This is a genomic window from Sphingosinicella sp. CPCC 101087, assembly GCF_004151485.1.
In the GTDB taxonomy this organism is placed as follows: Bacteria; Pseudomonadota; Alphaproteobacteria; order Sphingomonadales; family Sphingomonadaceae; genus Allosphingosinicella.
Map to the genome: position 1 here is coordinate 123,297 of NZ_SBFF01000010.1, position 23,363 is coordinate 146,659.

The 23,363-nt window shown below is 65.7% G+C and carries 23 protein-coding genes; 14 read left to right on the top strand and 9 right to left on the bottom strand.

Features of this window, described 5'->3' with window-relative positions; all coding sequences use genetic code 11:
- The first annotated feature begins 85 nt into the window (after positions 1-85).
- From EKM57_RS16365 to EKM57_RS16375, 3 genes are read left to right on the top strand one after another with little or no spacing between them, the layout of a single operon-like run.
- Positions 86-388 carry a YggT family protein gene (locus EKM57_RS16365; RefSeq protein WP_129793589.1) on the top strand — a complete coding sequence of 101 codons (303 nt, stop codon included), beginning with the start codon at positions 86-88 and terminating at the stop codon, positions 386-388.
- The gene (gene folD, locus EKM57_RS16370) at positions 388-1,260 is read left to right on the top strand and encodes a bifunctional methylenetetrahydrofolate dehydrogenase/methenyltetrahydrofolate cyclohydrolase FolD (RefSeq protein ID WP_129793590.1); all 873 of its coding nucleotides are present in this window, start codon (positions 388-390) and stop codon (positions 1,258-1,260) included. The genes EKM57_RS16365 and folD overlap by 1 nt, the downstream gene beginning before the upstream one ends.
- On the top strand, positions 1,257-1,874 hold the full coding sequence (locus EKM57_RS16375) for a MarC family protein (protein ID WP_129793591.1): 618 nt from the start codon (positions 1,257-1,259) through the stop codon (positions 1,872-1,874). The genes folD and EKM57_RS16375 overlap by 4 nt, the downstream gene beginning before the upstream one ends.
- Here the strand turns inward: EKM57_RS16375 and EKM57_RS16380 are convergent.
- Entirely contained in the window at positions 1,867-3,639 is a 1,773-nt protein-coding gene (locus EKM57_RS16380; RefSeq protein ID WP_129793592.1) for an AcrB/AcrD/AcrF family protein, read from the bottom strand. The two genes, EKM57_RS16375 and EKM57_RS16380, sit on opposite strands and share 8 nt — an antisense overlap.
- A 91-nt stretch (positions 3,640-3,730) precedes the next feature.
- Between EKM57_RS16380 and EKM57_RS16385 the strand changes: the two genes are divergently transcribed.
- The 3 genes from EKM57_RS16385 to EKM57_RS16395 are packed head-to-tail and all read left to right on the top strand — an operon-like array spanning position 3,731 to position 5,897.
- Entirely contained in the window at positions 3,731-4,135 is a 405-nt protein-coding gene (locus EKM57_RS16385) for a GtrA family protein (protein WP_129793593.1), read from the top strand.
- Positions 4,136-4,182: 47 nt separating this feature from the next.
- Positions 4,183-5,160 (top strand): glycosyltransferase family 2 protein, encoded by a 978-nt coding sequence (locus EKM57_RS16390; protein WP_129793594.1) that lies wholly within the window; start codon positions 4,183-4,185, stop codon positions 5,158-5,160.
- Positions 5,160-5,897 (top strand): bifunctional 2-polyprenyl-6-hydroxyphenol methylase/3-demethylubiquinol 3-O-methyltransferase UbiG, encoded by a 738-nt coding sequence (locus EKM57_RS16395; RefSeq protein WP_129793595.1) that lies wholly within the window; start codon positions 5,160-5,162, stop codon positions 5,895-5,897. The genes EKM57_RS16390 and EKM57_RS16395 overlap by 1 nt, the downstream gene beginning before the upstream one ends.
- Here EKM57_RS16395 and EKM57_RS16400 read toward each other — a convergent pair.
- The 6 genes from EKM57_RS16400 to EKM57_RS16425 form a co-directional block, all read right to left on the bottom strand.
- Entirely contained in the window at positions 5,822-7,402 is a 1,581-nt protein-coding gene (locus EKM57_RS16400) for a hypothetical protein (protein WP_129793596.1), read from the bottom strand. The genes EKM57_RS16395 and EKM57_RS16400 overlap by 76 nt on opposite strands.
- 86 nt (positions 7,403-7,488) lie before the next feature.
- A complete protein-coding gene (locus tag EKM57_RS16405) occupies positions 7,489-8,862 on the bottom strand; it encodes a sulfatase-like hydrolase/transferase (protein WP_129793597.1) in 1,374 nt (457 codons plus the stop codon).
- 84 nt (positions 8,863-8,946) lie between these two features.
- Positions 8,947-10,218: a cyclopropane-fatty-acyl-phospholipid synthase family protein gene (locus tag EKM57_RS16410; RefSeq protein WP_129793598.1), complete on the bottom strand. Its 1,272-nt coding sequence runs from the start codon at positions 10,216-10,218 to the stop codon at positions 8,947-8,949.
- A gap of 85 nt (positions 10,219-10,303) precedes the next feature.
- Positions 10,304-11,488, bottom strand: a complete 1,185-nt coding sequence (rlmN, locus tag EKM57_RS16415; RefSeq protein ID WP_243451093.1) for a 23S rRNA (adenine(2503)-C(2))-methyltransferase RlmN — start codon at positions 11,486-11,488, stop codon at positions 10,304-10,306.
- A 79-nt stretch (positions 11,489-11,567) separates the two neighbouring features.
- Complete coding sequence (locus EKM57_RS16420) at positions 11,568-12,173, bottom strand: histidine phosphatase family protein (protein WP_129793600.1); 606 nt, start codon at positions 12,171-12,173, stop codon at positions 11,568-11,570.
- Positions 12,173-12,658 (bottom strand): hypothetical protein, encoded by a 486-nt coding sequence (locus EKM57_RS16425; RefSeq protein WP_129793601.1) that lies wholly within the window; start codon positions 12,656-12,658, stop codon positions 12,173-12,175. The genes EKM57_RS16420 and EKM57_RS16425 overlap by 1 nt, the downstream gene beginning before the upstream one ends.
- Before the next feature lie 150 nt (positions 12,659-12,808).
- Between EKM57_RS16425 and EKM57_RS16430 the strand changes: the two genes are divergently transcribed.
- From EKM57_RS16430 to EKM57_RS16445, 4 genes are all read left to right on the top strand, one after another.
- Positions 12,809-13,390 (top strand): outer membrane protein, encoded by a 582-nt coding sequence (locus EKM57_RS16430; RefSeq protein WP_129793602.1) that lies wholly within the window; start codon positions 12,809-12,811, stop codon positions 13,388-13,390.
- A gap of 258 nt (positions 13,391-13,648) precedes the next feature.
- Entirely contained in the window at positions 13,649-14,761 is a 1,113-nt protein-coding gene (gene dnaN, locus EKM57_RS16435; protein ID WP_129793603.1) for a DNA polymerase III subunit beta, read from the top strand.
- Between the two features lie 108 nt (positions 14,762-14,869).
- The gene (gene rpoZ / locus EKM57_RS16440) at positions 14,870-15,214 is read left to right on the top strand and encodes a DNA-directed RNA polymerase subunit omega (RefSeq protein ID WP_129793604.1); all 345 of its coding nucleotides are present in this window, start codon (positions 14,870-14,872) and stop codon (positions 15,212-15,214) included.
- A gap of 120 nt (positions 15,215-15,334) precedes the next feature.
- A complete protein-coding gene (locus tag EKM57_RS16445) occupies positions 15,335-15,571 on the top strand; it encodes a hypothetical protein (protein WP_129793605.1) in 237 nt (78 codons plus the stop codon).
- 95 nt (positions 15,572-15,666) lie between these two features.
- Here the strand turns inward: EKM57_RS16445 and EKM57_RS16450 are convergent, their stop codons facing one another.
- Positions 15,667-16,143 (bottom strand): helix-turn-helix domain-containing protein, encoded by a 477-nt coding sequence (locus EKM57_RS16450; RefSeq protein WP_129793606.1) that lies wholly within the window; start codon positions 16,141-16,143, stop codon positions 15,667-15,669.
- A gap of 191 nt (positions 16,144-16,334) precedes the next feature.
- On the opposite strand from EKM57_RS16450, the gene EKM57_RS16455 reads away from it, so the two are divergent.
- The 3 genes from EKM57_RS16455 (at position 16,335) to EKM57_RS16465 (ending at position 20,750) form a co-directional block, all read left to right on the top strand.
- Positions 16,335-18,425, top strand: coding sequence for a bifunctional (p)ppGpp synthetase/guanosine-3',5'-bis(diphosphate) 3'-pyrophosphohydrolase (locus EKM57_RS16455; RefSeq protein ID WP_129793607.1), 2,091 nt, complete (start codon positions 16,335-16,337; stop codon positions 18,423-18,425).
- Between the two features lie 136 nt (positions 18,426-18,561).
- The gene (locus tag EKM57_RS16460; protein ID WP_129793608.1) at positions 18,562-19,353 is read left to right on the top strand and encodes a tryptophan 2,3-dioxygenase; all 792 of its coding nucleotides are present in this window, start codon (positions 18,562-18,564) and stop codon (positions 19,351-19,353) included.
- 140 nt (positions 19,354-19,493) lie between these two features.
- Complete coding sequence (locus tag EKM57_RS16465; protein ID WP_129793609.1) at positions 19,494-20,750, top strand: nucleotide sugar dehydrogenase; 1,257 nt, start codon at positions 19,494-19,496, stop codon at positions 20,748-20,750.
- Between the two features lie 18 nt (positions 20,751-20,768).
- Here the strand turns inward: EKM57_RS16465 and EKM57_RS16470 are convergent, their stop codons facing one another.
- Positions 20,769-21,767, bottom strand: coding sequence for an SDR family NAD(P)-dependent oxidoreductase (locus EKM57_RS16470; RefSeq protein WP_129793610.1), 999 nt, complete (start codon positions 21,765-21,767; stop codon positions 20,769-20,771).
- 173 nt (positions 21,768-21,940) lie between these two features.
- On the opposite strand from EKM57_RS16470, the gene EKM57_RS16475 reads away from it, so the two are divergent.
- On the top strand, positions 21,941-23,221 hold the full coding sequence (locus tag EKM57_RS16475; RefSeq protein WP_129793611.1) for a sugar transferase: 1,281 nt from the start codon (positions 21,941-21,943) through the stop codon (positions 23,219-23,221).
- The last annotated feature ends 142 nt before the right edge of the window (positions 23,222-23,363 follow it).

Sequence of the window (23,363 nt, forward strand, 5' to 3'; positions counted from 1 at the left end):
GGGAGGGAAGCGTCGATCGCGCAGCTGGCATTGCCCGGTCAGCGACGGCCCGTTAGAGGGCTGACGAGGCTATCCGGGAGAGACCATGCTGCTCGCCGTCTTCGACATCGTGATCATGCTGCTGTGGGTGCTCAGCTGGATCATCATCGGCCAGGCGATCCTGAGCTGGCTCGTCGCGTTCAACGTGATCAACACCCATAACGACTTCGTCCGCACCCTGCTTCAGGCGCTCGATCGGATCACGGCCCCGCTCTACCGTCCGATCCGCAAGATATTGCCGGATTTCGGGGGACTCGATTTCTCCCCTCTGGTCGTGCTCCTGATCATCTGGGGACTGCAGACCCTGCTCACCGGAATTGCTCGCGACATTGCCCTGAGCGGCTACTGATGAGCGCGGCGGTCATCGACGGCAAGGCCTTCGCCGAGAGGCTGCGCGAGCGGGTTGCCGAGGCCGTCCCCGCCTTTGCGAGCCGCGCCGGCCGCAAGCCGGGGCTGGCGGTGGTGCTGGTCGGCGACGATCCGGCGAGCCGGGTCTATGTCCGCTCCAAAGGCAAAGCGACGCTCGCCGCCGGCATGGCGAGCTTTGAGCATTGCCTCGCGGAGGCCACCGGCCAGGCCGAGCTGGTCGACCTTGTCCAAAGCTTGAACCGCGACGATCGCGTCGATGGGATCCTCGTCCAGCTGCCTCTTCCCCGGCATATCGACGACAAGGCTGTCATCGGTGTCATCGATCCGGCCAAGGACGTCGACGGATTTCACGTCGAGAATGCGGGGCGTCTCGCCGTCGGCGAAGAGGCCCTCGTGCCCTGTACGCCGCTGGGCTGCATCATGCTCCTGAAGGACCGGCTCGGCGACCTTTCGGGGCTCGAGGCGGTGGTCGTTGGACGATCCAACATTGTCGGCAAGCCGATGGCGCAATTGCTCATCAGGGAAAATTGCACCGTCACCACTGCCCATAGCCGCACGCGAGATCTGCCGGCGGTCGTCCGCCGCGGCGACATCGTCGTGGCCGCCGCCGGACGTGCCGAGATGATCAAGGGCGATTGGCTGAAGCCCGGTGCGACGGTGATCGACGTCGGCATCAATCGGATCGCCGGCAAGCTCGTCGGCGACGTCGATTTCGAGAGCGCCGCCGCCACCGCTGGCGCGATCACGCCGGTCCCAGGCGGCGTCGGTCCGATGACCATCGCGGTGCTGCTGCGCAACACGCTTACGGCCGCGCACGCGCGCGCCGGCCTTCCCGCTCCGGAAGGATTGTGAGCGAGCTCTTCGTCTCGGCTCTCGTCACTTTCCTGGTGGTGATCGATCCGCCGGGATGCGCGCCGATCTTTGCCGCCTTGACCAGCGACGCCACGCCGGTTCACCGGCGCGCCATGGCGGTCCGGGCGGTGCTGATCGCCGCTGGCATCCTGCTCTTCTTCGCCCTGCTCGGGGAGGACCTGCTTCGCGCCCTCGGGATCAGCCTCGGTGCCTTCCGGATCGCCGGCGGGATCATGCTGTTCCTCATCGCGATCGACATGGTGTTCGAGAAGCGAACCGAGCGGCGCGAGAGCCGCGCCCAGGAAGTGAGCGCCAGAGAAGCGGAGGACGTCTCGGTCTTTCCCATGGCGATTCCGATGATCGCCGGGCCGGGGTCCATCGCCTCGGTGATGCTGCTCATGGCCCGCAGCGAAGGCTTGCCTGAAAGTCTCCTCGTGCTTGGTGCCTTGCTGGCGACCCTGCTGCTGACGCTTGCCGCCTTGCTTGCCGCCGGCCCCCTGATGCGTCTCATGGGTCACCGCATCGAAGCGATGATCACCCGGATTCTCGGCGTCGTGCTGGCGGCGCTGGCCGCGCAATTCGTCATCGACGGGATCGAGCAGAGCTTCACCTGATGACGCGCCACATCTTGTAGGGCGAATCGTCCGGCAGCGGCACCGGAGCCAGCCAGTCCGGCGCCCGGCCGGCAGCGAGCTGCGCGTAGAAGCCGCGCGGCGCCTCCGATCGATAGATGGTCGATTCGGAGAGGTTCGGGCAGATCAGCACGTAATCGACGCGATACCGGTCGACCGTGCGGCGGGCCTGGGCGGCGTCGCCACGCCACGCTCGCATCACGTCGAGGATCTGCTCCGCATTGCGGTGATAGGGACCGGCGATGGCGCTATGCGGCGTCACCGCGATCAGGCGCGGGCCCAGGTCGACGAAGGTGAGCACCGTTCCGGGAGGCTGCTGCGCCACCGGCCGGAGCGCAGGCAGGGTCGGGCACCGCGCATTGGCCAGATTGATCGAGCGGCGATATTCGCTGACCGGCTGGGGAAAAGCCCTGTTCACATAGCTGGTCGCAATGCCCGAGACGATCAGGATGGTCACGACCGGGATGCCGACGCGCAGGATCATCAGCCGCAGGGACTGCACCCATTGCATGATCGCCCAGGCAAAAGCGGTCGCGCCCGGGATCGACAGCATCTGCGCCGCCGGCCCCGCCCGCGTCTGCCACAGCAGCAAGGCTGCGGCGAGGAAGGCCGGCAGCGCCAGCGCGAACCAGGGGATGAATCGGCCCGCATCGCGGCGGTGGGTCCAGAGCATCAGGGCGTAGCCGATCAGGCCGGCGATCGGCAGGGTCACGATGAGCGCCGCCGTGCGGGCGCCATGCCGCCAGACCGGCATTGCTTCGCGCACCCTGTTCAGCCAGAGCCGCTCCAGCTCGGGAGACGAACCTTCGAGCCGGCCGAGACAATGCGGCCACAGCAAAGCGAAGGCGGCGACCAGCGCCGCGCCCCCCACGGCGGCGGCGGCGATGCGCGTGCCGCGCCCGGCCGGGTTGACCAGGGCCAAAGCGACGGCGATGCCGCCGGCAGCGAGCATCGCCGAGAGCCAGACTGGCGAGAAGGCGTCGCACACCGGTGCGCGGTTCGCTTCCGAGACGAACGCCAGGAAGGCCAAAGCGCAGCCGCCGCCGAGCGCCGCCCCGTAGGCGGCCAGCCGGCGCGCTTCCTCGCGGTCGATGATCCAGCGCAGCACCGTCACCCCGCCGGCGAGGGCGAGGTAGAGCAGCATCTCCATTCCGATCGCCAGCGACAGGGCCGTCGCGATACCGAGCAGGACCCCGCCGCGGGCCCGCTTCGGATCCGTCAAGGCGGCCAGCGCCACCGCGAGCAATGCGAGCTGCCAGCCATGATGGTCGATCCTGAGCGGCGACCACATCCCACGGGCGGATCCCGCACAAGCGACGAGCAGGATGGCGAGCGGGAAGGCGCGGCCGTCGATCATTCGACGCGCGACCACCGACAACGCGACGATCGCGACGAGCAGCGGCAGCAGGGGGGCCGCCGCCACTGCGACCTGTTCCGCTGTCGGCCCACCGAGCAACGGCGTCAGCAGCAGCTTGATGCCGGCGATCGGCAGGTCGACCAGCCGCGACCAGTGGATGTCCGCGCCGGCCGGCGGGTTCAGCCGATACTGCCTGAGATCGAACCAGTCCTGCCCCTTTATGAGGGCGCGGACCTGCATCATCCGGAGATTGTCGTCGGTGTCGCCCAGCGCGAAGCCGCGGATCGCGTTCCAGCGCTGACCGATCAGATAGGCTGCGATACCCGCCCAGGCGAGGAGGACGAGGGGCCGCCAGTGCCGGTCCAGCCAGTCGGTCCGTACCCCCGCCATGCTTCGTCCCGCCCCTTTCCCGGCTTTTCAACGCGCCTCATGGGCATTAGTCGCTCGCCTCCAAAGGGCAAGCGGGGCATGTATCCGGCCGATGAAGATCATTGAGAGGCATGGAGAAATCCTCGGCCAGCTGATACGCTTCGGCCTCACGGGCGGGCTGCTGACCGTGCTCGTCGCCGGCGGCTACTGGCTGGTGGCGACCCTGCTTCACGTCGAGCCGATGCTGTCGCTGACGCTCAATTTCATCCTCTTCACCGGGCTCGGCTATCTGCTCCACAGCCGGTTCAGCTTCCGCGGCCACGGCGCGCGCGACCGAGCGGCGGCGCGGACCGCGCGCTTCTTCACCGTCAATCTGATCGGCTTCCTCTCCAATCAGTTCTTCGTCTGGCTGCTGGTCAAGCAATTGAACGGCCCCACCTGGTGGCCGGTCCTGCCCATCCTGTTCGTGACCCCCCTGATCACCTTCGCGCTCAACCGACGCTGGGTATTCGCCTGATGGAAATGACGCGCACTCCGGTGCCGGAATGTGGCACAACGGCGGAGATGAGCCCGACGTCCGCTCCCACTTTGTCGCTGATCGTCCCGGTCAAGGACGAGGAGGCGGCGATCGGCCCGTTCATCGAGCGGGTGAGGCCGCTCCTCGAAGGCCTGTTCGCCGGCGGGCCGGAGCCTTCATGGGAGATCATCTTCGTCGACGACGGTAGCGAGGATGCGACGCTGGCGGCCGTGGTGCAGGCGCACGGGCGGGACCCGCGCGTCCGTGCGCTGTCCTTGTCGCGCAACTTCGGCAAGGAGGCGGCGCTCACCGCCGGCCTCGATTTCGCCGCCGGCCAGGCCGTGATTCCGATCGACGTGGACCTTCAGGACCCGCCCGAGCTGATCGGCGCCATGCTCGCCAAATGGCGCGACGGCTATGAGGTGGTCTATGGCGTGCGCACCAATCGCCAGACCGACAGCCTGCCCAAAAGGCTGACCGCCGACCTCTATTATCGCGCGCACAATTACCTCTCGTCCGACAAGATTCCTGAGCATGCCGGTGATTTTCGTCTGCTCGACCGGTCGGTCGTCGAGATCATCCGCGCGATGCCGGAGCGCAACCGTTTCATGAAAGGCCTGTTCGCCTGGTCGGGCTTCCGCCAGGCCGCCGTCGAATATGAGCGGGCGCCCCGGGCGGTGGGCGAGACCAAGTTCCGCTACTGGAAGCTCTGGACGCTCGCGCTGGACGGGATCACGTCGGCCTCGACCATGCCGCTGCGCATCTGGAGCTATGTCGGCGTGGTGATTGCCTTCGTCTCCTTGCTCTATGCGCTCTACGTCGCGGTCAGGACCGTCGTGTTCGGCAGCGACGTGGCGGGTTATCCGTCCCTGATGGTGGCGATCCTCTTCTTCGGCGGCCTTCAGCTCATCTCGCTCGGGGTCCTGGGCGAATATGTCGGGCGGATCCTGATCGAGACCAAGCGGCGGCCGCTCTACGTGGTCCGCAGGAAAATCGGCTTTCCCGAGGCCGGAGGGGGATCCTGATGGAACGCGCCGTTTTCGATCGCATGGCCGAGCAGGACGAGGTCCATTGGTGGTATGTCGCGCGCCGCCAGATCCTGCACGACCTGATCGCGCGCGAGGTCCGGCTTCCGGAGCTGGCCCGGATCCTCGAGATCGGGTGCGGAACCGGGCACAATTTCGAGATGCTGCGCGGCTTCGGACGGCTCGACGCGATCGAGGTGGACGGCGAAGCCCGCGCGCTGGCCAGCCGCCGCCTGGGCCATGCCGTCGCATCGTCGCCGCTCCCCGACCTGAACGGCATCCCCGACCGCACCTATCATCTCGTCGCCTTGCTCGACGTGCTCGAGCATGTCGACGGGGACGAGGCGGCGCTGGAGAGCATCGCCGCCAAGCTTGCGCCCGGAGGCCGAATCCTGGTCACGGTCCCCGCTTATCAATGGATGTGGAGCGCGCATGATGTCGCCCATCATCACAAGAGGCGCTATTCGAGAGCGTCGCTCCGCGCGGTGGCCCAGGCGGCCGGCTTGCGCGTCCAGCGGATCGGCTATTTCAACAGCCTGCTCTTTCCGGTCGCCGCCGCGGCGCGGATCGCCGGGCGGGTCATCGGGAAGAAAGGCAGCGACGACCGGCTCCCGCCGGCCCCGCTGAATACCCTGCTACGCGCCATATTCGGGCTGGAGCGTCACCTGATCGGGCGCGTGTCGCTCCCGGCCGGCGTGTCGCTGTTCGCCGTGCTGGCGCCGCGTTCGACCCGATAGAGCACGCTCCGCCCGCTGCGCCAGATCGGCTGCAGGCCGCGGGTCAGCGCCGGATCGTAGGGCGGTGGCGAGATCAGCCAGACATAGTCGAAGGCGTCGCGCGGAAAGGTTGCCAGCGCCTGGCTCATCGTGCGCCAGCCCTCGCCGCGGCAGCGCCGGTGCGTGACGATCTGTGTCGGGTCGCCGACGAAGGGCCAGCCGGCGCGATAGTGCACGCGCAGGAGCTGCGCCCCGGCCATGAACCACTGGTCGTTGGAAAAGGCCTCGCGCCGGACGATCGCGAGTCCGGGCAGGTGGAGCAGCCGGTTCATCGCCCAGGGCTCGACGCAATGGCGGCCGACGAAGCTTACCATCGGCGCGCCCCGCGGCACGTGGTCGAGCGCGGCGAGCTCGCGGTCATAGGTTCGGTCGTAGAGCCACATGCTCACGGCCGTTCCGCCAGTCCGGACGATGAAGAAGGCGAGGCCCGCCACGCCCAGCACGCCGACAAGCCGGCGCCCGCCGCCTTCGGGGAATCGGATGGCGATGATCCCGATCGCGAACAGATAGGGTGCGAGACGCATGTCGGCATAAGCGGAACCGAAGACGATGCGCGGCAGCAGCACGAACACGATCGACAGGAACAGGGCCGAGGCGGCGAGATTGCGCGAATAGGCCATGCGTCGGTCGACCATCGCCCAGAGGATCAGGGCGCCCGCGACCCCGAGTGCGGCGAGATCGAAAACTTTCCACCGGTCGCGCAGCACCATGCCCAGCCAGTCGAGCTTGCGCTCCATGTTGAACCAGTCGGTAGTGACTCCGGCGGCATCGCTGCGCCACATCAGGACGAGGGCGATCGGCGGCGTCAGCGACAGACAATGGAAAGCCGCCCGGAAAGCTGACGGTATGAACGCGTGCCCCCGATCATATTGGCGCACTAGCTCGGCCGAGAAAGCGAGCACGCCGAGCGTCCCCCAGCCGAATGCGTGAACGACCCACAGTATCGCCGAGACCGGCACGAACAGGACGGCGCGGGCTCGCAGGCGGCCGAGCCGCGCCAGCCTCAGCCATAGCGCGAACGCCATCAGCGCCAGCGCCATCGATAAAGCGAAGTTCAGGAATCCGAACAGGAACGGGAAATTGTAGGCGAAGGGGAGCGCGAACAGAGCGGTTGGCGGAATCCGGCCGTGCACTTCATGGGCCACCCAGAGCAGCCCGCAGGCCGTAAGCGGCGGCACGGACAGCACGATCAGCTTCACGGCAGGCTCGAGTCCGATCACCGGCGCCAGCAGTTCGATCAGCAGATCGACGCCGAGATTGCCGATCAGCGCCCATTGAAAGCCGTAATAGTTCTGGAGCGCCGCCGACTCTGCGAGGTCGAGCTGGACCCGGTAACGCCCCATATGGCCGGGCAGGTCGAGCAACGGCGGGACGTCCGGCCACAGCAGCGGAATGGCGCTGGCGAGCACCAGCGCGAGCGCGAAGGCGCGGGTTTCCCACCAGCGCTGTGCTTCGCCCCCTGTCACGCTTCGTTCTCCCTGCCGTGCGCCGAGCGCGCCGTCTCACGCGCCAGCCGCGCGGCGTCAACTCCCAGGGGCCTCGTAGTGCCGCGTCAGCGCGCGGCGGCGAGGCGCAGGTCGGCGATGGGTTTGCGAGGGCGCAGCAGGATCCAAGGCACGCGATCGGGTTCGAACTGGGTGCGGTGATGCCGGTCGAAGAAGGGCGGGATGTGGTCGCCGACGATCAATATGTCGGTCGCCGGGAAGTCCGCGGCCACGATCTCGCCGGCCAGCGCCCGGCCGGTCTGATCGAACAGCTGCAGCAGCCGACAGGTCATCGGAAACTCGCGATCGAGCGTGGCATCGAACCGCTCGCAGTTCCGAGTCCCGAGCCGTTGACTGCGCAGGACCGGAAGGTGCGAGTTGACGGTGAGCCAATAGAGGAACTGAGGCTGGCGAGCCGCCTTGAGCGCGACGCCGATCTGCCTTGGTACGTCGCGGTCGCAGGCGCCGGCAAAGACTCCGGGGCAGCGTTCGGCGCCCGCCTCATGCAGCTCCGGCCAGAAGCGCATCTCGGAAAAGCCGATATTGGGGTACCATGAACGCCGATTGAAGAAGCTTCCGTTGAAGCTGTGCCAGGCTTGGCTGTGGTATCCGCGGCTGGCGAGCCGGGCCGGCAAACAGGTCGGATCAGTCTGGTCGATCAGCTGGTCATAATCGCCCCAGCGGCCGCACAGCTCCCGAATTTCGCCGCTCGTGGTGGATCCATAGAAGAGCGTCTCGCCGGATGAGACCTCGTAGCGTGCACGTACCTCCGGGCGGGCCCAAAGGTCGATCAACCGCTGCCGCACGGCCGGGTCGGTGGGCTGGCCCATCGCCTCGACCATCACGACCAGCACGTGCCGTTCGCCGGTCGCGATCCCCTCGAGACCACTGCCGCCGACGGCCGAAGTGAAAGGCGCACCGGTCTTGGGCGTTCGCATGTAGGAGCCGGCGTCGCTCTGCACGAAGGCGACATCGAACCAAGCCGCCAGGAGGGTGATCGCCGCCGCGGCGGCGAAGCGGGTCGGCTCGGTCAGGATCGTCGAACGGCGAAGCAGGCGCCAGGCAGCCACGATCGTCGCCACGACCGCCGCACCGCACACCAGATACTCCACCGAGGCCGCGGGATTCAGCTCGGTGGCGAATTGGAGGGCGTGAAGCAGCGAGAGGATGCTGAGATTGAAAAGCGCCGAGACGAAGAAGAAGGCGGAGACCGCCATGGCGGCCAGGAAGGCGGCGAACTTCACGGCGAACGGCGCGCGATGGACCAGAATGCCGATGAATCCGGTGACGATGATCGCCTGCGGCCGCGGCGGTCCCCCGACGATCCATAGCAGCCAGTAGGCGAAGTTCGGGAGCAGGATCCAGCAAAGGAGCCAGTTTTCGAGCGACCGAATGCCTTCCGGCCGTTCCCTCCATCTCGACCGCGGCAAGGCGATGTCCATGCTTCCTCCTCGGAAGCGCGGAAGTGCGCCAGTGGCAGTCAAGAAATGGTTAATGATCCCTTGTGGCCGCGTCCCCGTGGCCGATCATTCGGCGGCGCGGCTGAGGTGCCACTCCGGTGCCTCTTCCAATCCGCGGAGCCTTTGCTCCTCCTCGAACATGTAGTCGCGAGTCATCGGAACCGCGTCGCGCCGCTTGATATATTGGAGCTGCCAGTTGACGAGGCCGCCATAGCGGAACGCCGCTTCCGCTCCCGCCAGATAGAATTGCCACATGCGGAAGAATCGCTCGTCGTACAGCGCGACGATCTCGTCGCGCGCCGCATTGGTGCGCTCGTACCATTCCTCCAGCGTGTGGGCGTAATGATAGCGAAGCGCCTCCACGTCGGAGACGATCAGGCGGTTGCGCTCGGCCTCCGAGACCAGTTCCGACAGCGCCGGAATATAGCCGCCGGGGAAGATATATTTGCGCGTCCAGGCGTCCGTCGTACCGCCTCGCCCCATCCTCCCGCAGCAATGCGAGAACATCACCCCGTCCGGTTTGAGCAAGCGATGCGTGTGGGCGAAGAAAGTCGGATAATGCGGGGTTCCGAGATGCTCGATCAGGCCGACGCTAGTGATCCGGTCGAACTGGCCCTCGACCTCGCGATAATCCTTCAGCTCGAACTTCACCCGGTCCGCGACGCCGGCTTCGGCTGCGCGCTCGTTGGCGAAGGCGATCTGGTCCGGCGCCAGCGCCACCCCAAGCACGTCGACGTCGTAGTGACGGTGGAGATATAAAGCGAGCCCGCCCCAGCCGCAGCCGATGTCGAGCACCTTCATGCCCGGCTTGAGATCGAGCTTGGCGGCTATGTGCGCCTTCTTGTCGAGCTGCGCCTGCTCCAGGCCGTTCGCGGTGTCGCGATAGTAAGCGCAGGTATATTGTCGATCCTCGTCGAGGAACAGCTCGTACAGCCGCCGGGTCAGGTTGTAGGTGTGCTCGGCATTGCGCCGCGAGCGGCTCTTCCAGTTGATCTGGTCGAGCCGTCCGGCCGCGAACGCGGCGCCGCGGCGAAGCAGCCCTCTGGGCTTCAGCGCCCCGGGCCGCTCCCAGGGTGCGTTGTAGCGCGCGAACAGCAGGAGGTCCCGGATTTCGTGCGGCGGTTCGACCACCAGGCGGCCGTCCATATAGGCCTCGCCGGCACCGAGCCGCGGATCCTTGGCGATGTCGAAAGCGGCCCGGCGGTCGGTGAGCCGAACCGTGATCGGGCCATGATGGGCATCGGGAGATCCGTAGCGATAGGTTTTGCCATCATGGTCGATGACGTTGAGCTCGCCCTTCTGGACGAGCTTGCGGAGCATTTTGTCGAGCAGCCACATTGGGGTACATTATCGCAGCTCGGCCGAGGAGCAAGGGCGATGAACGGAGCCGGTCCTGCGGTGGACGCCTGCTCCCTCCGCAAGATCAGGCGATTGCCGCCTGTTTCTCCTCGGCGATCCGATCGAGCTCGGCGCGGCTCTTCTTCTCTGCGGCAGATTTGAGCTGGCCGCAGGCGGCCATGATGTCGCGGCCGCGCGGCCGTCGGATTGGGGCGCTGATTCCGGCTTCGAAGACGATGTCTGAGAAACGACGGACCCGCTCGTCGGACGAGCATTCATACGCCGCCCCCGGCCAGGGATTGAACGGGATGAGGTTCACCTTCGCTGGAAGACGATATTTCCGGATCAACCGGACGAGTTCGCGTGCGTCCTCGTCGCTGTCATTCTTGTCCTTCAGCATCACATATTCGAAGGTGATGCGGCGCGCATTGTTCGCGCCGGGATAAGCGGCGCAGGCCGCCAGCAGCTCCTCTATGCCGTACTTTCGGTTGAGGGGGACGATCTCGTCGCGAACTTCCTTCGTGACGGCGTGCAGCGAAACGGCGAGATTGACGCCGATTTCCTCGCCCGCGCGCGCCATCATCGGCACGACGCCCGAGGTGGATAAAGTGATGCGTCGACGCGACAGCCCCAGGCCGTCGCCGTCCATCACGATCTTCAGGGCGTCTCGAACGTTGTCGAAATTGTAGAGCGGCTCGCCCATGCCCATCATCACGATGTTGGACAGCATACGGCCCTCCGGCTGAGACGGCCATTCGCCGAGCGAGTCCCGGGCGAGCATCACCTGACCGACGATCTCGCCCGCCGTCAGGTTGCGCACCAGCCGCATCGTGCCGGTGTGGCAGAAACGGCAGTTGAGGGTGCAGCCGACCTGGCTCGACACGCACAGGGTGCCACGATCGGCGTCAGGGATGAACACCATCTCGAAATCGTGACCGTCGCGCGTCCGGAGCAGCCATTTCCGGGTCCCGTCGGTCGACACGAGCTCGGTCACCACCTCCGGCCGGCCGATCGTGAAACGCTCGGCCAGCCACGCGCGCTGGGGTTTGGCGATGTCGCTCATCGTCACAAAGTCGCGCATCCCCCTATGGTAGATCTGGTGCCAGATCTGCTTGGCGCGCAGCTTGGCCTGCCGCTGGTCCAGCCCCGCCGCCTCGAATGCGGCCGCTATGTCGTTGCGGGAGAGACCGACCAGATCCGGGCGCGGGTCGGCGTCCGCCGCCACGGGGCGGGGTACGGGAACCGGATCCACATGTCCGGGGATGGGCATCGGCGCTGTCATAGGACCGTCCATGTAAGGCGGCATCGGCGGAAATCCAGCCGGCCGCGGCTCGACACACTGTCGGGCCCTACTCGACGACCGACTCCCGACCCTCGATCAGCTCGGCGATCCGGCCCTGAGGCACGGCGGCCGCGATCGGCGCGCCGCAGCCAGGATGGTGAGGGGCTCCGGAAACAAGACCTCTCAAGACGCGCGAGGACATGCCGTGCATCACGACAAGCCGCGGCAACGTGCGGTGACGATGATCATCGAGCCAAGACTGCAGCCGCAGCGCAATCTCGTCATACCATTCTCCGCCCGGCGGGCGGCGGGTGAAGAGGCCCGTCGCCGGGTCGATCAAAGGTCCGGCTTTGGCCGCCACCTCCTCATAGAAGCGCCCACTCCACTCCCCCATGTGAATCTCCGCGAGCCGGTCGTCCAGCTGCGCGGTATGCCAATCGAGCTCGAGATGCTCGGCGACGATGGCCAGCGTCTGCTGCGCGCGGCCCGCCGGCGACGACCAGAGCTCGAGTTCGGGACGCCGGCCGAGACGGCGGCGGAGCGCCGCGCCCATCGCGTCGGCCTGGGCGAAGCCCGCGCGGGTGAGCGGGGTGTGGAGCACGTCGCCCTGCATGCGCGCGGCGGAATTGAACACGGTCTCGCCATGGCGCGCGATATAGAAGATCCGCGCCATCAGCCGCGGCTGGCGCAGGCGAGCGCTGCGGCGTCCATGGCCGTGGCGGCGCCCCGCAGCCGATAATGGTCGCGGACCAGCAGTCCCCGGCTCGATCGCGTCTCGACCACCATGTCGATGCCGGTGCGCATCGCCGCGATGATCTCGTCATCCGCGCGTTCGTCCGGCGCCCAGGCATCGCGGCCGCCGCCTCTCAGCTGGAAGCTGCGGCCGTCGATCCGCAGCAGGACTGCCGAGCCCTGGCGTTTTTCGCGGCTGAGGCGGACGTGGACCTGTCCGCTGATGCGCCGGCCCGGCCAATGTCCGATCGCGACGAACGGGCGCAATGCCTCCCGGGCGGGGCTGCGGAAGGGCTCGGAAATGGCGTAGCACCGGCCGCCGCCGCTGAACGCGCCCCACATTCCGAAGATTCCCAGCGACTGTTGCTGCGCTGCAGCAGGGGTCGCCATGATCAGGAAAAGAAAGAGAAACTTCTTGGCTTGCATGCGCGCCTGCTGGTCGCTCCGTGGTGGCGCTCCGGCCCGGGGGAAGCCCGTTTCGGCGTCGTTAATGAAACATTTCACAGGGCCGCGCGTGGGAGGCGCGTCCTCCAGACCCGAAACAGGGGTCATCAGTAGAATAGGGAGTTTGTTTTTATGCGTAAGTATCTTTTCGCGATGATCCTCGCCACCACCGCCGCTACCCCGGCCCTGGCGCAGGACAGCGCGCCCTTCTCCGGGCTGCGGACCGAAGGGATCATCGGGTACGATACCACCGACGTCGAAGGCGAGAATAGCGACGGCATCACTTATGGCGCCCAGATCGGCTACGACGTCCAGACTCGTGGCGCGGTATTCGGCGTGGAAGGCGAGATCGCCGATTCGACCATCGACGAGTGTGTGCAGGATGTCGATGTCACGGGCGACCAGCTCTGCGTCGAGGCCGGCCGCGACCTCTATATCGGTGGCCGCGTCGGCGCCGCGGTCAGCCCACGTGTCCTCGTCTACGGCAAAGCCGGCTACACCAATGCCCGGGTGAGAACCGACTATGAGGATGGAACGGACAGCGATACGCTGGACTTCAGCGTAGGCGAGAATCTCGACGGCGTGCGCGTCGGCGGCGGTGTCGAGTTCGCTGTCGGACCGAACAGCTATGCCAAGACCGAGTATCGCTACTCGAATTACGAGCAGGGCTTCGACCGGCACCAGGTCGTTGCCGGATTCGGCTTCCGCTTCTGATCGTTTCGATCGCAGCTGGCGGATATGGGGCCGGGGCGGCGACGCTCCGGCCCTTTTTATCGATACAACCACTGGCGGGCGCTGTTCCCGCCGCTATAACCTACCGCTGATCGCCCATGATCGGTGCGCAGGTGCGCCGATCGGGGCGTGAATCAGGATCTCGAATCGCGCGAGACCAGGATTCGCGTTGCGGGCGCTCCCGCCTGCGGCGATGTTGGTCTGGCGAACCGGAAAATTGCGGGCAGGCAGGGGTATTCGATGAAGGCGACGATCGAGCGGGCGACGCTTCTCAAGGGACTGGGCCACGTTCATTCGGTGGTCGAGCGCAGGAACACGATCCCGATCCTGTCCAACGTGCTGATCGAAGCGGAGGAGGCGGCCGGGCTGAGGCTGATGGCCACCGATCTCGATCTCCAGATCAACGAGACCGTGGAGGCCAACGTCACCGAGTCCGGGGCAACCACGGTGCCGGCGCACACTCTGTTCGAGATCGTCCGCAAGCTGCCCGAAGGGTCTCAGGTCGAGCTGATCGCCGCCGAGGGGCGAATGCAGGTCAATGCCGGCCGCGCCCGCTTCACCCTCGCCACCCTCCCGCGCGACGACTTCCCGATCATCGCCGAAGGCGAGCTGCCGACGCGCTTCGAGCTTCCGGCCGCGACACTGCGGCAGATCATCGATAAGACGCGCTTCGCCATATCCACCGAAGAGACCCGCTATTATCTCAACGGAATCTACGTGCACGTGTCGGATGACGCGCAGCCGGTGCTCAAGGCGGCGGCGACCGACGGACACCGGCTGGCGCGGGTGACGGTGCCACGTCCCGAAGGGGCGCAGGGCATGCCCGGGGTGATCATTCCGCGCAAATGCGTCGGCGAGCTGCGCAAGCTGCTCGACGAGGTCGACGGCAGCGTCCAGCTGTCTCTCTCCGATTCGAAGATCCGCTTCGGGCTCGGCAATGCAGTGCTGACGTCGAAGCTGATCGACGGAACCTTTCCCGACTATAGCCGGGTGATCCCGACCGCGAACGACAAGTTGCTCAAGCTGGACCCGCGCGGCTTCGAGGAAGGCGTCGACCGCGTCTCGACAATCGCCAGCGAGCGGACCCGAGCCGTAAAGATGGCGCTCGACCGCGATCGTGTCACCCTGTCGGTGAGCTCGCCGGAGAACGGCACGGCTTCCGAGGAAGTTCCCGCCGATTATGCGTCCGACGGGTTCGAGATCGGCTTCAACGCCCGCTATCTGCTCGACATATTGGGGCAGATCGAAGGCGACACCGTCGAGGTTCACCTTGCCGACGCGGCCGCCCCGACCCTGCTCCGGGAGAATGACAAGGCCCCGGCTCTGTACGTCCTCATGCCGATGCGGGTTTAGGCCGTCGCACTTGGCGTCGCTCGTTGCGCTCCCTACATTGACTCCGAAGGGGCCCGCCTGCTAGGCGCGCGGGCCTTCCCGCAAGCCTGAATTTCATGGAGCTGCCGTATGGCGCGCGTTACCGTCGAAGATTGTGTCGACAAGATCCCCAATCGCTTCGAGCTGGTCCTGCTCTCCGCCCAGCGTGCCCGCCAGATATCGGGCGGTGCCGAGCTGACCATCGATCGCGACCGGGACAAGAACCCCGTCGTCGCGCTTCGCGAAGTCGCCGAGGAGACGGTGAAGCCCAAGGAGTTGGAGGAAGCCCTGATCGGCAGTCTGCAGCGGGTTCAGGTCGACGAGGACGATGTCGCGGACGAGGTCGGCTCGATCAGCGCGTCGGCGGAAGCGCTCCGCCTGACGGCGGCCGCGCCGCAACGCAACAACAATGCGGGTGGCGACTACGAAGGCTAGATCTGCTTCGCACTGGAACCATAAGCGAATATCTATGCTGCCGCAGGACTTGGCGTAACGACTTCTTGTGTGATACGTGCGATTCGTGCGATGCGAATAAGACAACAGGGAGGCAATGAAGTGATCGCTCGTAAGTTGATGACCGTTTCCGCGGCGGCGGCCTTGGCGCTTGCGCCAACCGTCGCCTACAGCGCGGCCCCGGCGGCCCGCGCAGGCGCTGACATGGGGGATGTGAGCGAGCTTGCCGGCGGCCGGTCCGCTCAGATGGCTTTGGGTTTTCTCGTGCTCCTGGCGATCCTTTTGGTGACCCTTGGCGGCGACGACGAGGGACCGAACAACCCGCCGGTCAGCCCGTAGCACCGACCGGACAGAGGTAAGATCGATCGGGTCGCGGCCTTCCAGCCGCGGCCCGCGTCGTTTTGGCCCGGTTCAATCCAACCTTCTTTTCGGCTTCACTTCGATTCAGGCTTTGCCGGCACTTCCGCCCGGTCGATCCACTCGAGCTCATCGAGGTTCAGTGCTCGGCCGTCCGACGATCGAACGCACATCGCCGCAATCGGCTGACGGCTGTATCGATCGACCAGCACCGGATTGCTGGGCTTTCCCGAGACCCACCGCTCGCCCCATTGGCGCAGCGAGAGCAGCACCGGCAGGAGATCCTGTCCCTTCTCGGTCAGGCGATAGGAAACCTTTCGGCGGTCGGACGGGTCCGGCACGCGCTCCATGATCTCATTCTCCACCAGGCGGACGAGCCGGTTGGAGAGGATGTTGCGGGCGATGCCGAGCGTCGTCTGGAACTCTTCGAAATGATGGAGGCCGTTGAACGCGCCTCGCAGGATCAGAAACGACCAGCGCTCTCCCACCGCCTCGAGCGCAGCGGCTATCGAGCATTGGCGAAGCAGCTCGCGGTGCCGTTCCAAATCCAGCATGATCCGATCCTACCCCCTTTCACTTCAAGAGGATATGGCGCACCGACTTCCAGTTGCAAACGGAAACGGGAGGCGCTCGCGCGGTCGCGGACGGGCTCCGGAAGAGCGGATTCGAGCGAAGCGGGCCCGGACCGCAACCTGCCGTTCGTTTTCAGTTGCAAGCGCCCGGTCCCACACCCCATCTTGGTACCGTGCTGCGGCAGTATGAACTTGTGGAGAAGGTCAAGGGCTACGACCCGGACGCCGACGAGGCGCTGATCAATCGCGCCTACGTCTTCTCGATGAAGGCGCATGGCAGCCAGACGCGCGCGTCCGGCGACCCCTATTTCAGCCATCCGATCGAAGTAGCCGGGATTCTCACCGATCTGCGCCTGGACGACGAGACGATCGTCACCGCCATCCTTCATGACACGATCGAGGACACGCTCGCCACGCCCGAGGAGATCCGCAAGCTGTTCGGCAAGAATGTTGCCCGGCTCGTGGACGGCGTCACCAAGCTTTCCAAGATCGAGGCGCAGAGCGAAAGCCAGCGCGCTGCGGAGAATCTGCGCAAGTTCCTGCTCGCCATGTCCACCGACATCCGCGTGCTGCTGGTGAAGCTCGCCGACCGGCTGCACAACATGCGCACCCTCCATTTCATCAAGGTCGGGGAGAAGCGCCGGCGAATCGCCCGCGAGACGATGGATATATATGCGCCGCTCGCCGAACGGATCGGCATGTACGAATTCATGACCGAAATGCAGACCCTCGCCTTTCGCGAACTCGAGCCGGATGCCTATGAATCGATCACGCGACGGCTCGAGCGCCTCCATCAAGGGGGCGGCGGCGACCTGATCGACAGGATCGGGCGGGGTATCAAGGCGCATCTCGAGGCCAACGGGGTGGAGGCCGAGGTGCAGGGCCGCGAGAAGCATCCCTATTCGATCTGGCGCAAGATGGCGGAGCGCCATGTCAGCTTCGAGCAGCTGTCCGACGTCATGGCTTTCCGGGCCATCGTCGGTACCGTGGAGGAGTGCTACCGGACGCTGGGGCTCATCCATCAGCGCTGGCCGATGGTCCCGGGCCGTTTCAAGGACTTCATCTCGACTCCGAAGCGCAATGGCTACCGCTCGCTTCACACCACCATCATCCACGACGAGCAGATGCGGATCGAGATTCAGATTCGTACTCTTGAGATGCACGTCCAGGCCGAGCACGGACTGGCGGCGCACTGGGCCTACAAGGAAGGCAAGCTCGCCGCCAAGACGAAGCACCCCTGGATCAGCGACCTGGTCGAGATCCTCGAGCACGCCGCCACGGCGGAGGAACTGCTCGAGCATACCCGCATGGCGATGTATCAGGATCGGATCTTCGCCTTCACCCCGAAGGGCGAACTGATTCAGCTTCCCAAGGGCGCGACACCGATCGACTTCGCTTATGCCGTCCATACCGATCTCGGTGATCAGACCGTCGGCGCCAAGATCAACGGCCGGGTCATGCCCTTGCGCACGCCGCTCAACAATGGCGACCAGGTCGAGATCCTGGTCTCGAAGGCACAGCACCCCCAGCCCAGCTGGCTCAGCTACGTCGTCACGGGCAAGGCGCGAGCCAAGATCCGGCGCTGGGTCAAGTCCAAGGAGCGGGAAGAGACGGTCGCGCTCGGCCGCAAGATCTTCGACGAGATCGTCCAGCGCCTCCCGGCGCCGCTCGGCTGGGAGGCCATGACGGAAGCCCTCCGGCGCCTGCACCTGCCCGACGATGAGGGGCTGATGGAGGCGATCGCGCTGAAGCGGGTCGACGACGTCGCGGTCATGGAAGCGCTGATGCCCGGATCGGCGACAAAGGACGGAGCCAAGCCGCCGCCGCAACGCGCCGCCATCTCGATCAAGGGGCTGACTCCGGGGGTCGCCTTCCAGCTCGCGGACTGCTGCCATCCCGTTCCGGGCGATCGGATCGTGGGGCTGCGGCGCGAAGGCGAGGGGATCGAGGTCCACACGATCGGCTGCGAGAATCTCGCCAATGGCGTCGATGCCGACTGGGTGGACCTCGCATGGGGCGACGAAACGGACGGCGGGACGGCGCGCCTGTCGATCATCATCCGCAATCAGCCCGGATCGCTTGCGGTCATTGCCGGCATCCTCGGCAGCCATGGCGCCAACATCGTCAGCATGGACCAGACCGCGCGCGACGGCAGCTTTCACACCTTCCATCTCGATGTCGAGGTGCACGACCTTCAGCACCTCATGCGGATCCTCGCGGCCCTGAGGGCAACCGACGTCGTCTCCACAGCGGAGCGGATCTGAGGCCGGGATCGTTTGCGGAAGAGGGCGCGCACCCGCCCGGACCGGGTCAGCCGCCTCGCCCTCGCCAGCGGACGTTCGATCGCGAACGTCCGCAACGCTCATTTGCCGCGCCGGAGCGGCATGATAGACGCACGTCATGACCGATCCCATGACCTACGGCCACTATCTCGGCCTCGATACGTTGCTTTCGTCCCAGCATCCGATCTCCGACCATCACGACGAGATGCTTTTCATCGTCATCCATCAGACCAAGGAACTGTGGCTCAAGCAGATCATCCATGAGCTAAGGCTGGCCATCGAGCTTGTGCGGCAGGACAAGCTGATCGAAGTTCACAAGAATCTCTCTCGCGTCTCGCGCATCCAGGCGGTGATGACGTCGAGCTGGGACATATTGTCGACGCTCACGCCGACCGACTATCTCACCTTCCGCGGCGTGCTCGGATCGTCGAGCGGCTTTCAATCCGCCCAGTTCCGCACCTTCGAGTATCTTCTCGGCCTGAAGGACTCGGGCCACCTGCGTCATCAACAGGAGGGGTCCGAGCCCCAGCGCATGCTCGCCGCAGCGCTGGCTGCGCCGAGCCTGTGGGATGAGGCTAATGCCGCGCTAAGCCGGAGCGGCTTCGCGCTGCCGGCCGAGGTGCTGGAGCGCGACTGGAGCCGCCCCTACGAGCCGAACGAGGCCGTCGAGGCAGCGTGGGCCCAGGTGTATCGCGACGTCGAGCGCCACTGGCCTCTCTATCAGCTGGCTGAGAAGCTGGTCGACGTGGACGATGCTTTGGCGATCTGGCGGCACAAGCATGTCGTGACGGTCGAACGGGTGATCGGTTTCAAGCGGGGTACCGGTGGGACGGCGGGCGTGTCCTATCTTCAATCGACCCTCTCGCGGCGGGCCTTTCCCGAACTTTGGAGTCTCAGGACCCAGCTGTGACCGGGCCGGCCCCCGAGTGCCGTATGTGCCGGGGAGGATGCCTTTATCGCTTGGCACCGCCGCGCGGGTATCGCTAGGGCGTGCCGATACGGCGGGTGGCCGCGAGAGAGTGGGGAACCGAATTGTCCGCATCGAAGGATATGCGCATCGTCGTCGTCGGCCTTGGCTATGTCGGTCTGCCCTTGGCGATCGCGCTTGCCCGGCAATTTCCGGTGGTCGGTCTGGATATCGACCAGGGGCGGATCGACGAGTTGTCGCGCCATCATGACCGCACTGGCGAGATCGATGCCGACGTCCTTGCACTGTCGACGCTCCGCCTGAGCTCCCGACCGGAAGATTGCCGCGGCGCGGATCTGTACATCGTCACCGTTCCGACACCCGTCGATGCTCAGAACCGCCCCGACCTGGGCGCGCTGATCGGAGCCTCCCGGACCGTAGGCGGGCTCATCGGCAAGGGCGCCATCATCGTCTATGAGAGCACGGTCTATCCGGGCGTTACGGAGGAGGTTTGCGGTCCTCTGCTCGAAGAGGCGTCGGGTCTGGTCTGTGGGCAGGATTTCTTCCTCGGCTATTCGCCGGAGCGCATCAATCCCGGGGATCGCGAGCATACGGTCGATCGGATCGTCAAGGTGATTGCCGGCCAGACCGACGCGGTGACCGACGCGCTTGCCCGGGTTTACGGCTCGGTCACCAGCGCCGGGGTATTCCGTGCCGCCTCGATCCGCGCGGCGGAGGCCGCCAAGGTCATCGAGAACGCCCAGCGCGACATCAACATCGCCTTCATGAATGAGATAACGCAGATATTCTCCCGCCTCGGCCTGTCCATCTGGGACGTGCTCGACGCGGCCGGGACCAAGTGGAACTTTCTCGCGTTCCAGCCCGGACTCGTCGGTGGCCACTGCATCGGCGTCGACCCATATTATCTCAGCCATCGGGCGCAGCAGCTCGGCCACGAACCGGAAGTGATTCTGGCGGGCCGATCGATCAACGACGGCATGGGCCGCTGGGTCGCCGATCGCCTGCATGGGGAGGTGGGCGAGCGCGCCGGCAGCGCACTCATTCTCGGGCTCACCTTCAAGGAGGACGTGCCGGATCTGCGAAACAGCAAGGTGATCGACGTGATCCGCCGGCTCGAGGCGCTCGGGCACGAGGTGACCGTGCACGATCCTCGCGCCGACCCCGCCGAGGCGAGGCATGAATATGGGGTGGCACTCGACGGGGAGGCGCTTGATCGCCGCTACGATCTGGTCGTAGCGGCTGTGCCTCACGCCGAATATCGCGCGCTACCGGCCGACCGGATCCTCCAGCTCGTCCGCGAGGGCGGCTGCGTCGCCGACCTGAAGGGTATCTGGCGCCGGCTGGACCTCGGGCCTGCTATCCGGCGCTGGACCCTTTGACTGAGACGACGGCCTCGCTCAGAGGCCGTGATAGTCCCGATACCAGGCGACGAAGCGCGGCACGCCTTCGTCGATCGTCGTGGTCGGGCTGTAACCGAGGTCGCGCTGGATGGCGCTGATGTCGGCGTAGGTGTCGCGGACGTCGCCCGGCTGCATTTCGAGCAGCCTTTTCTCGGCCTTGCGGCCGCACGAGGCCTCGATCAGGCCGATCATGCGCGTCAGCTCCTCGGATCGGTTGTTGCCGATATTGTACAGCCGATGGGTGGCGCGGCTGCCGCCGGCTTTCTCGTTGCCGTCGTCCGGCGGCGGGTTGTCGAGCGCCGCAACGACGCCGGTGACGATATCGTCGATATAGGTGAAGTCGCGCCGCATATTTCCCTCTCCGAACACGTTGATCGGCTCGCCGGCGAGAATGGCTTTGGTGAACAGCCACATCGCCATGTCGGGCCGTCCCCAGGGGCCGTAGACGGTGAAGAAGCGCAGGCCGGTCTGGGGTAGCCGGTATAGATGGGCGTAGGTCTCGCTCATCAGCTCGTCGGACTTCTTCGTCGCGGCGTAGAGCGAGAGCGGGTGATCGACGCGATCCTCGACCCGGAACGGCAAAGTGTCGTTGCCTCCATAGACGGAGGAGGAGGAGGCGTAGACGAGATGGGAGCTTTGGCGGTGGCGGGCGAGCTCGAGCAGATTCAGATGCCCGACCAGGTTCGCCTGGACATAGGCGCGGGGATTCTCGATCGAATAGCGGACCCCGGCCTGGGCGCCGAGATGAATGATTCGATCGAAATCGAGGGCACCGATCCCGTTCTCCAGCGCCGTCTCGTCGGCAAAGTCCGCCTCGACGAACCGGAAGGCATCGCCGTGGCGCCGCTGCAGTTCGGCGAGGCGGTCCCGCTTCAGAGAAACGCTGTAATAGTCGTTGACGCTGTCGAGGCCGACGACCTTGTCGCCGCGAGCCATGAGACGATCGGCGACGTGAAATCCGATGAAGCCGGCCGCGCCGGTGACGAGAATGTTCATGAGTCCCCAAACATGCTGTGGTCGCCCGCGCGCTTACAGAAGGCGTAGCGGGTCGACAACCGGCGGGGCTGCATGTAGCCAGCCCGGTGCCGATCCCAGTGGACTTGGCTGCCCTGTCTTCCCTACGCTCATCGCGCCTGAGCCTTGCTTCACCGAGGAGCCCTGGTCCGACCATGGCCGACCAACCGGAAAGATACACGATTGCGCGCCGCGATCTGTGGAGCAGTGCGCGCTTCCAGCTCGGCTTTGGCCTGCTGGTCGCAGTGCTGCTTCCCTGGGCCGTACGCGTCAATCTCGAGATCCAGGAGCTCGAATGGCCAGGGCTGCAGAATTCGCTCGTCGGAACGGTGATCGCTCTGTCGATCGGCTATTTCGCCTACCGGCGGTTGTCGCGCTACCCCGGGGTGCGGGCGTCCTATAATATCTTGCCGACCTTCGCCGCCTCCTACGGAGCCGTGCTGGCCGTCTTCTTCTTCGCGCGCCTCGACTATAGCCGATTGCATTTCTCGGTCAGCTTCCTGCTCTGCATCCTCTGGTTCTACCTGCTTTATTTCAAGCTTCGCCGCAGGCGCCTCAGGATCGGCTTCATACCGGGCGGCGCTACCGAGCGCCTCACCGCCATCCCCGATGTCGGATGGGTGGATCTCTCGACGCACCGTTCGGCCACCGGCGAGTTGGACATGATCGTCGCCGACCTGCGCGCCGATCTCGGCGAGCGCTGGGAACGCTTCCTGGCCGATCGCGCATTGGACGGAATGCTGGTGATGCACGTCAAGCAGATGGAAGAATCGCTGACCGGCCGTGTCGCGATCGAGCATCTTTCGGAGAATAATCTCGGTTCGCTCATCCCGGGCATCGTCTATGGCAAGGTGAAGCGCTTCGGCGATCTCGCCGCCGCCTTGGTCGCGCTGCCGCTGCTGGCGCCTTTCATGGCAGCCATAGCGGTAGCGATCCGGCTCGATTCCCCCGGTCCTGCCTTCTTCCGGCAGCAGCGGATGGGATATCGGGGTTTCGCCTTCCGCATGCTCAAGTTCCGGACGATGCGCTTCGAAACCGCGGCCGACCTCGATCCCCGGCTCGCCGCCATCACCGACGACAAGGACCTTAGGGTGACCCGTGTAGGACGATTCCTGCGGCGCTATCGGCTGGACGAGCTGCCCCAGGTGATAAACGTGCTCAAGGGCGAGATGAGCTGGATCGGCCCTCGGCCCGAGGCCATTCCCTTGTCGAGCTGGTACGAAGCCGAGCTCCCTTTCTACCGCTATCGCCACATCGTCCGGCCGGGAATCACCGGTTGGGCCCAGTTGAAGCAAGGCCATGTCGCCCAGGTCGACGAGGTGCTCGAGAAGCTCCATTACGACTTCTACTACATCAAGAATTTTTCCTTCTGGCTCGATCTTCTGATCCTCGCGGGCACGATTCGGGTGATCGTGAACGGTCACGGCGCGCGTTGAACGTCCCATAGGCGGCATCGCCAGGAGCCCTTCGGCTTGCTCCGGCGGCCCGCGCCATTTAGGGCCGGCGCTGGGAGTCCGGAATCGATCCGTGAAATCGATCTGGGGCTTCAAGGGGGCGTCATTCAGAGCCGGAACGATG

Bases quoted from the DNA above. Each gene is read 5' to 3' on its own strand.
- EKM57_RS16365 (WP_129793589.1), top strand. From the start codon at position 86: ATGCTGCTCGCCGTCTTCGACATCGTGATCATGCTGCTGTGGGTGCTC.
- folD (WP_129793590.1), top strand. From the start codon at position 388: ATGAGCGCGGCGGTCATCGACGGCAAGGCCTTCGCCGAGAGGCTGCGC.
- EKM57_RS16380 (WP_129793592.1), bottom strand. From the start codon at position 3,639: ATGGCGGGGGTACGGACCGACTGGCTGGACCGGCACTGGCGGCCCCTC.
- EKM57_RS16385 (WP_129793593.1), top strand. From the start codon at position 3,731: ATGAAGATCATTGAGAGGCATGGAGAAATCCTCGGCCAGCTGATACGC.
- EKM57_RS16390 (WP_129793594.1), top strand. From the start codon at position 4,183: ATGAGCCCGACGTCCGCTCCCACTTTGTCGCTGATCGTCCCGGTCAAG.
- EKM57_RS16395 (WP_129793595.1), top strand. From the start codon at position 5,160: ATGGAACGCGCCGTTTTCGATCGCATGGCCGAGCAGGACGAGGTCCAT.
- EKM57_RS16405 (WP_129793597.1), bottom strand. From the start codon at position 8,862: ATGGACATCGCCTTGCCGCGGTCGAGATGGAGGGAACGGCCGGAAGGC.
- EKM57_RS16410 (WP_129793598.1), bottom strand. From the start codon at position 10,218: ATGTGGCTGCTCGACAAAATGCTCCGCAAGCTCGTCCAGAAGGGCGAG.
- rlmN (WP_243451093.1), bottom strand. From the start codon at position 11,488: ATGCCCATCCCCGGACATGTGGATCCGGTTCCCGTACCCCGCCCCGTG.
- EKM57_RS16420 (WP_129793600.1), bottom strand. From the start codon at position 12,173: ATGGCGCGGATCTTCTATATCGCGCGCCATGGCGAGACCGTGTTCAAT.
- EKM57_RS16425 (WP_129793601.1), bottom strand. From the start codon at position 12,658: ATGCAAGCCAAGAAGTTTCTCTTTCTTTTCCTGATCATGGCGACCCCT.
- EKM57_RS16430 (WP_129793602.1), top strand. From the start codon at position 12,809: ATGCGTAAGTATCTTTTCGCGATGATCCTCGCCACCACCGCCGCTACC.
- dnaN (WP_129793603.1), top strand. From the start codon at position 13,649: ATGAAGGCGACGATCGAGCGGGCGACGCTTCTCAAGGGACTGGGCCAC.
- rpoZ (WP_129793604.1), top strand. From the start codon at position 14,870: ATGGCGCGCGTTACCGTCGAAGATTGTGTCGACAAGATCCCCAATCGC.
- EKM57_RS16450 (WP_129793606.1), bottom strand. From the start codon at position 16,143: ATGCTGGATTTGGAACGGCACCGCGAGCTGCTTCGCCAATGCTCGATA.
- EKM57_RS16460 (WP_129793608.1), top strand. From the start codon at position 18,562: ATGACCGATCCCATGACCTACGGCCACTATCTCGGCCTCGATACGTTG.
- EKM57_RS16465 (WP_129793609.1), top strand. From the start codon at position 19,494: ATGCGCATCGTCGTCGTCGGCCTTGGCTATGTCGGTCTGCCCTTGGCG.
- EKM57_RS16470 (WP_129793610.1), bottom strand. From the start codon at position 21,767: ATGAACATTCTCGTCACCGGCGCGGCCGGCTTCATCGGATTTCACGTC.
- EKM57_RS16475 (WP_129793611.1), top strand. From the start codon at position 21,941: ATGGCCGACCAACCGGAAAGATACACGATTGCGCGCCGCGATCTGTGG.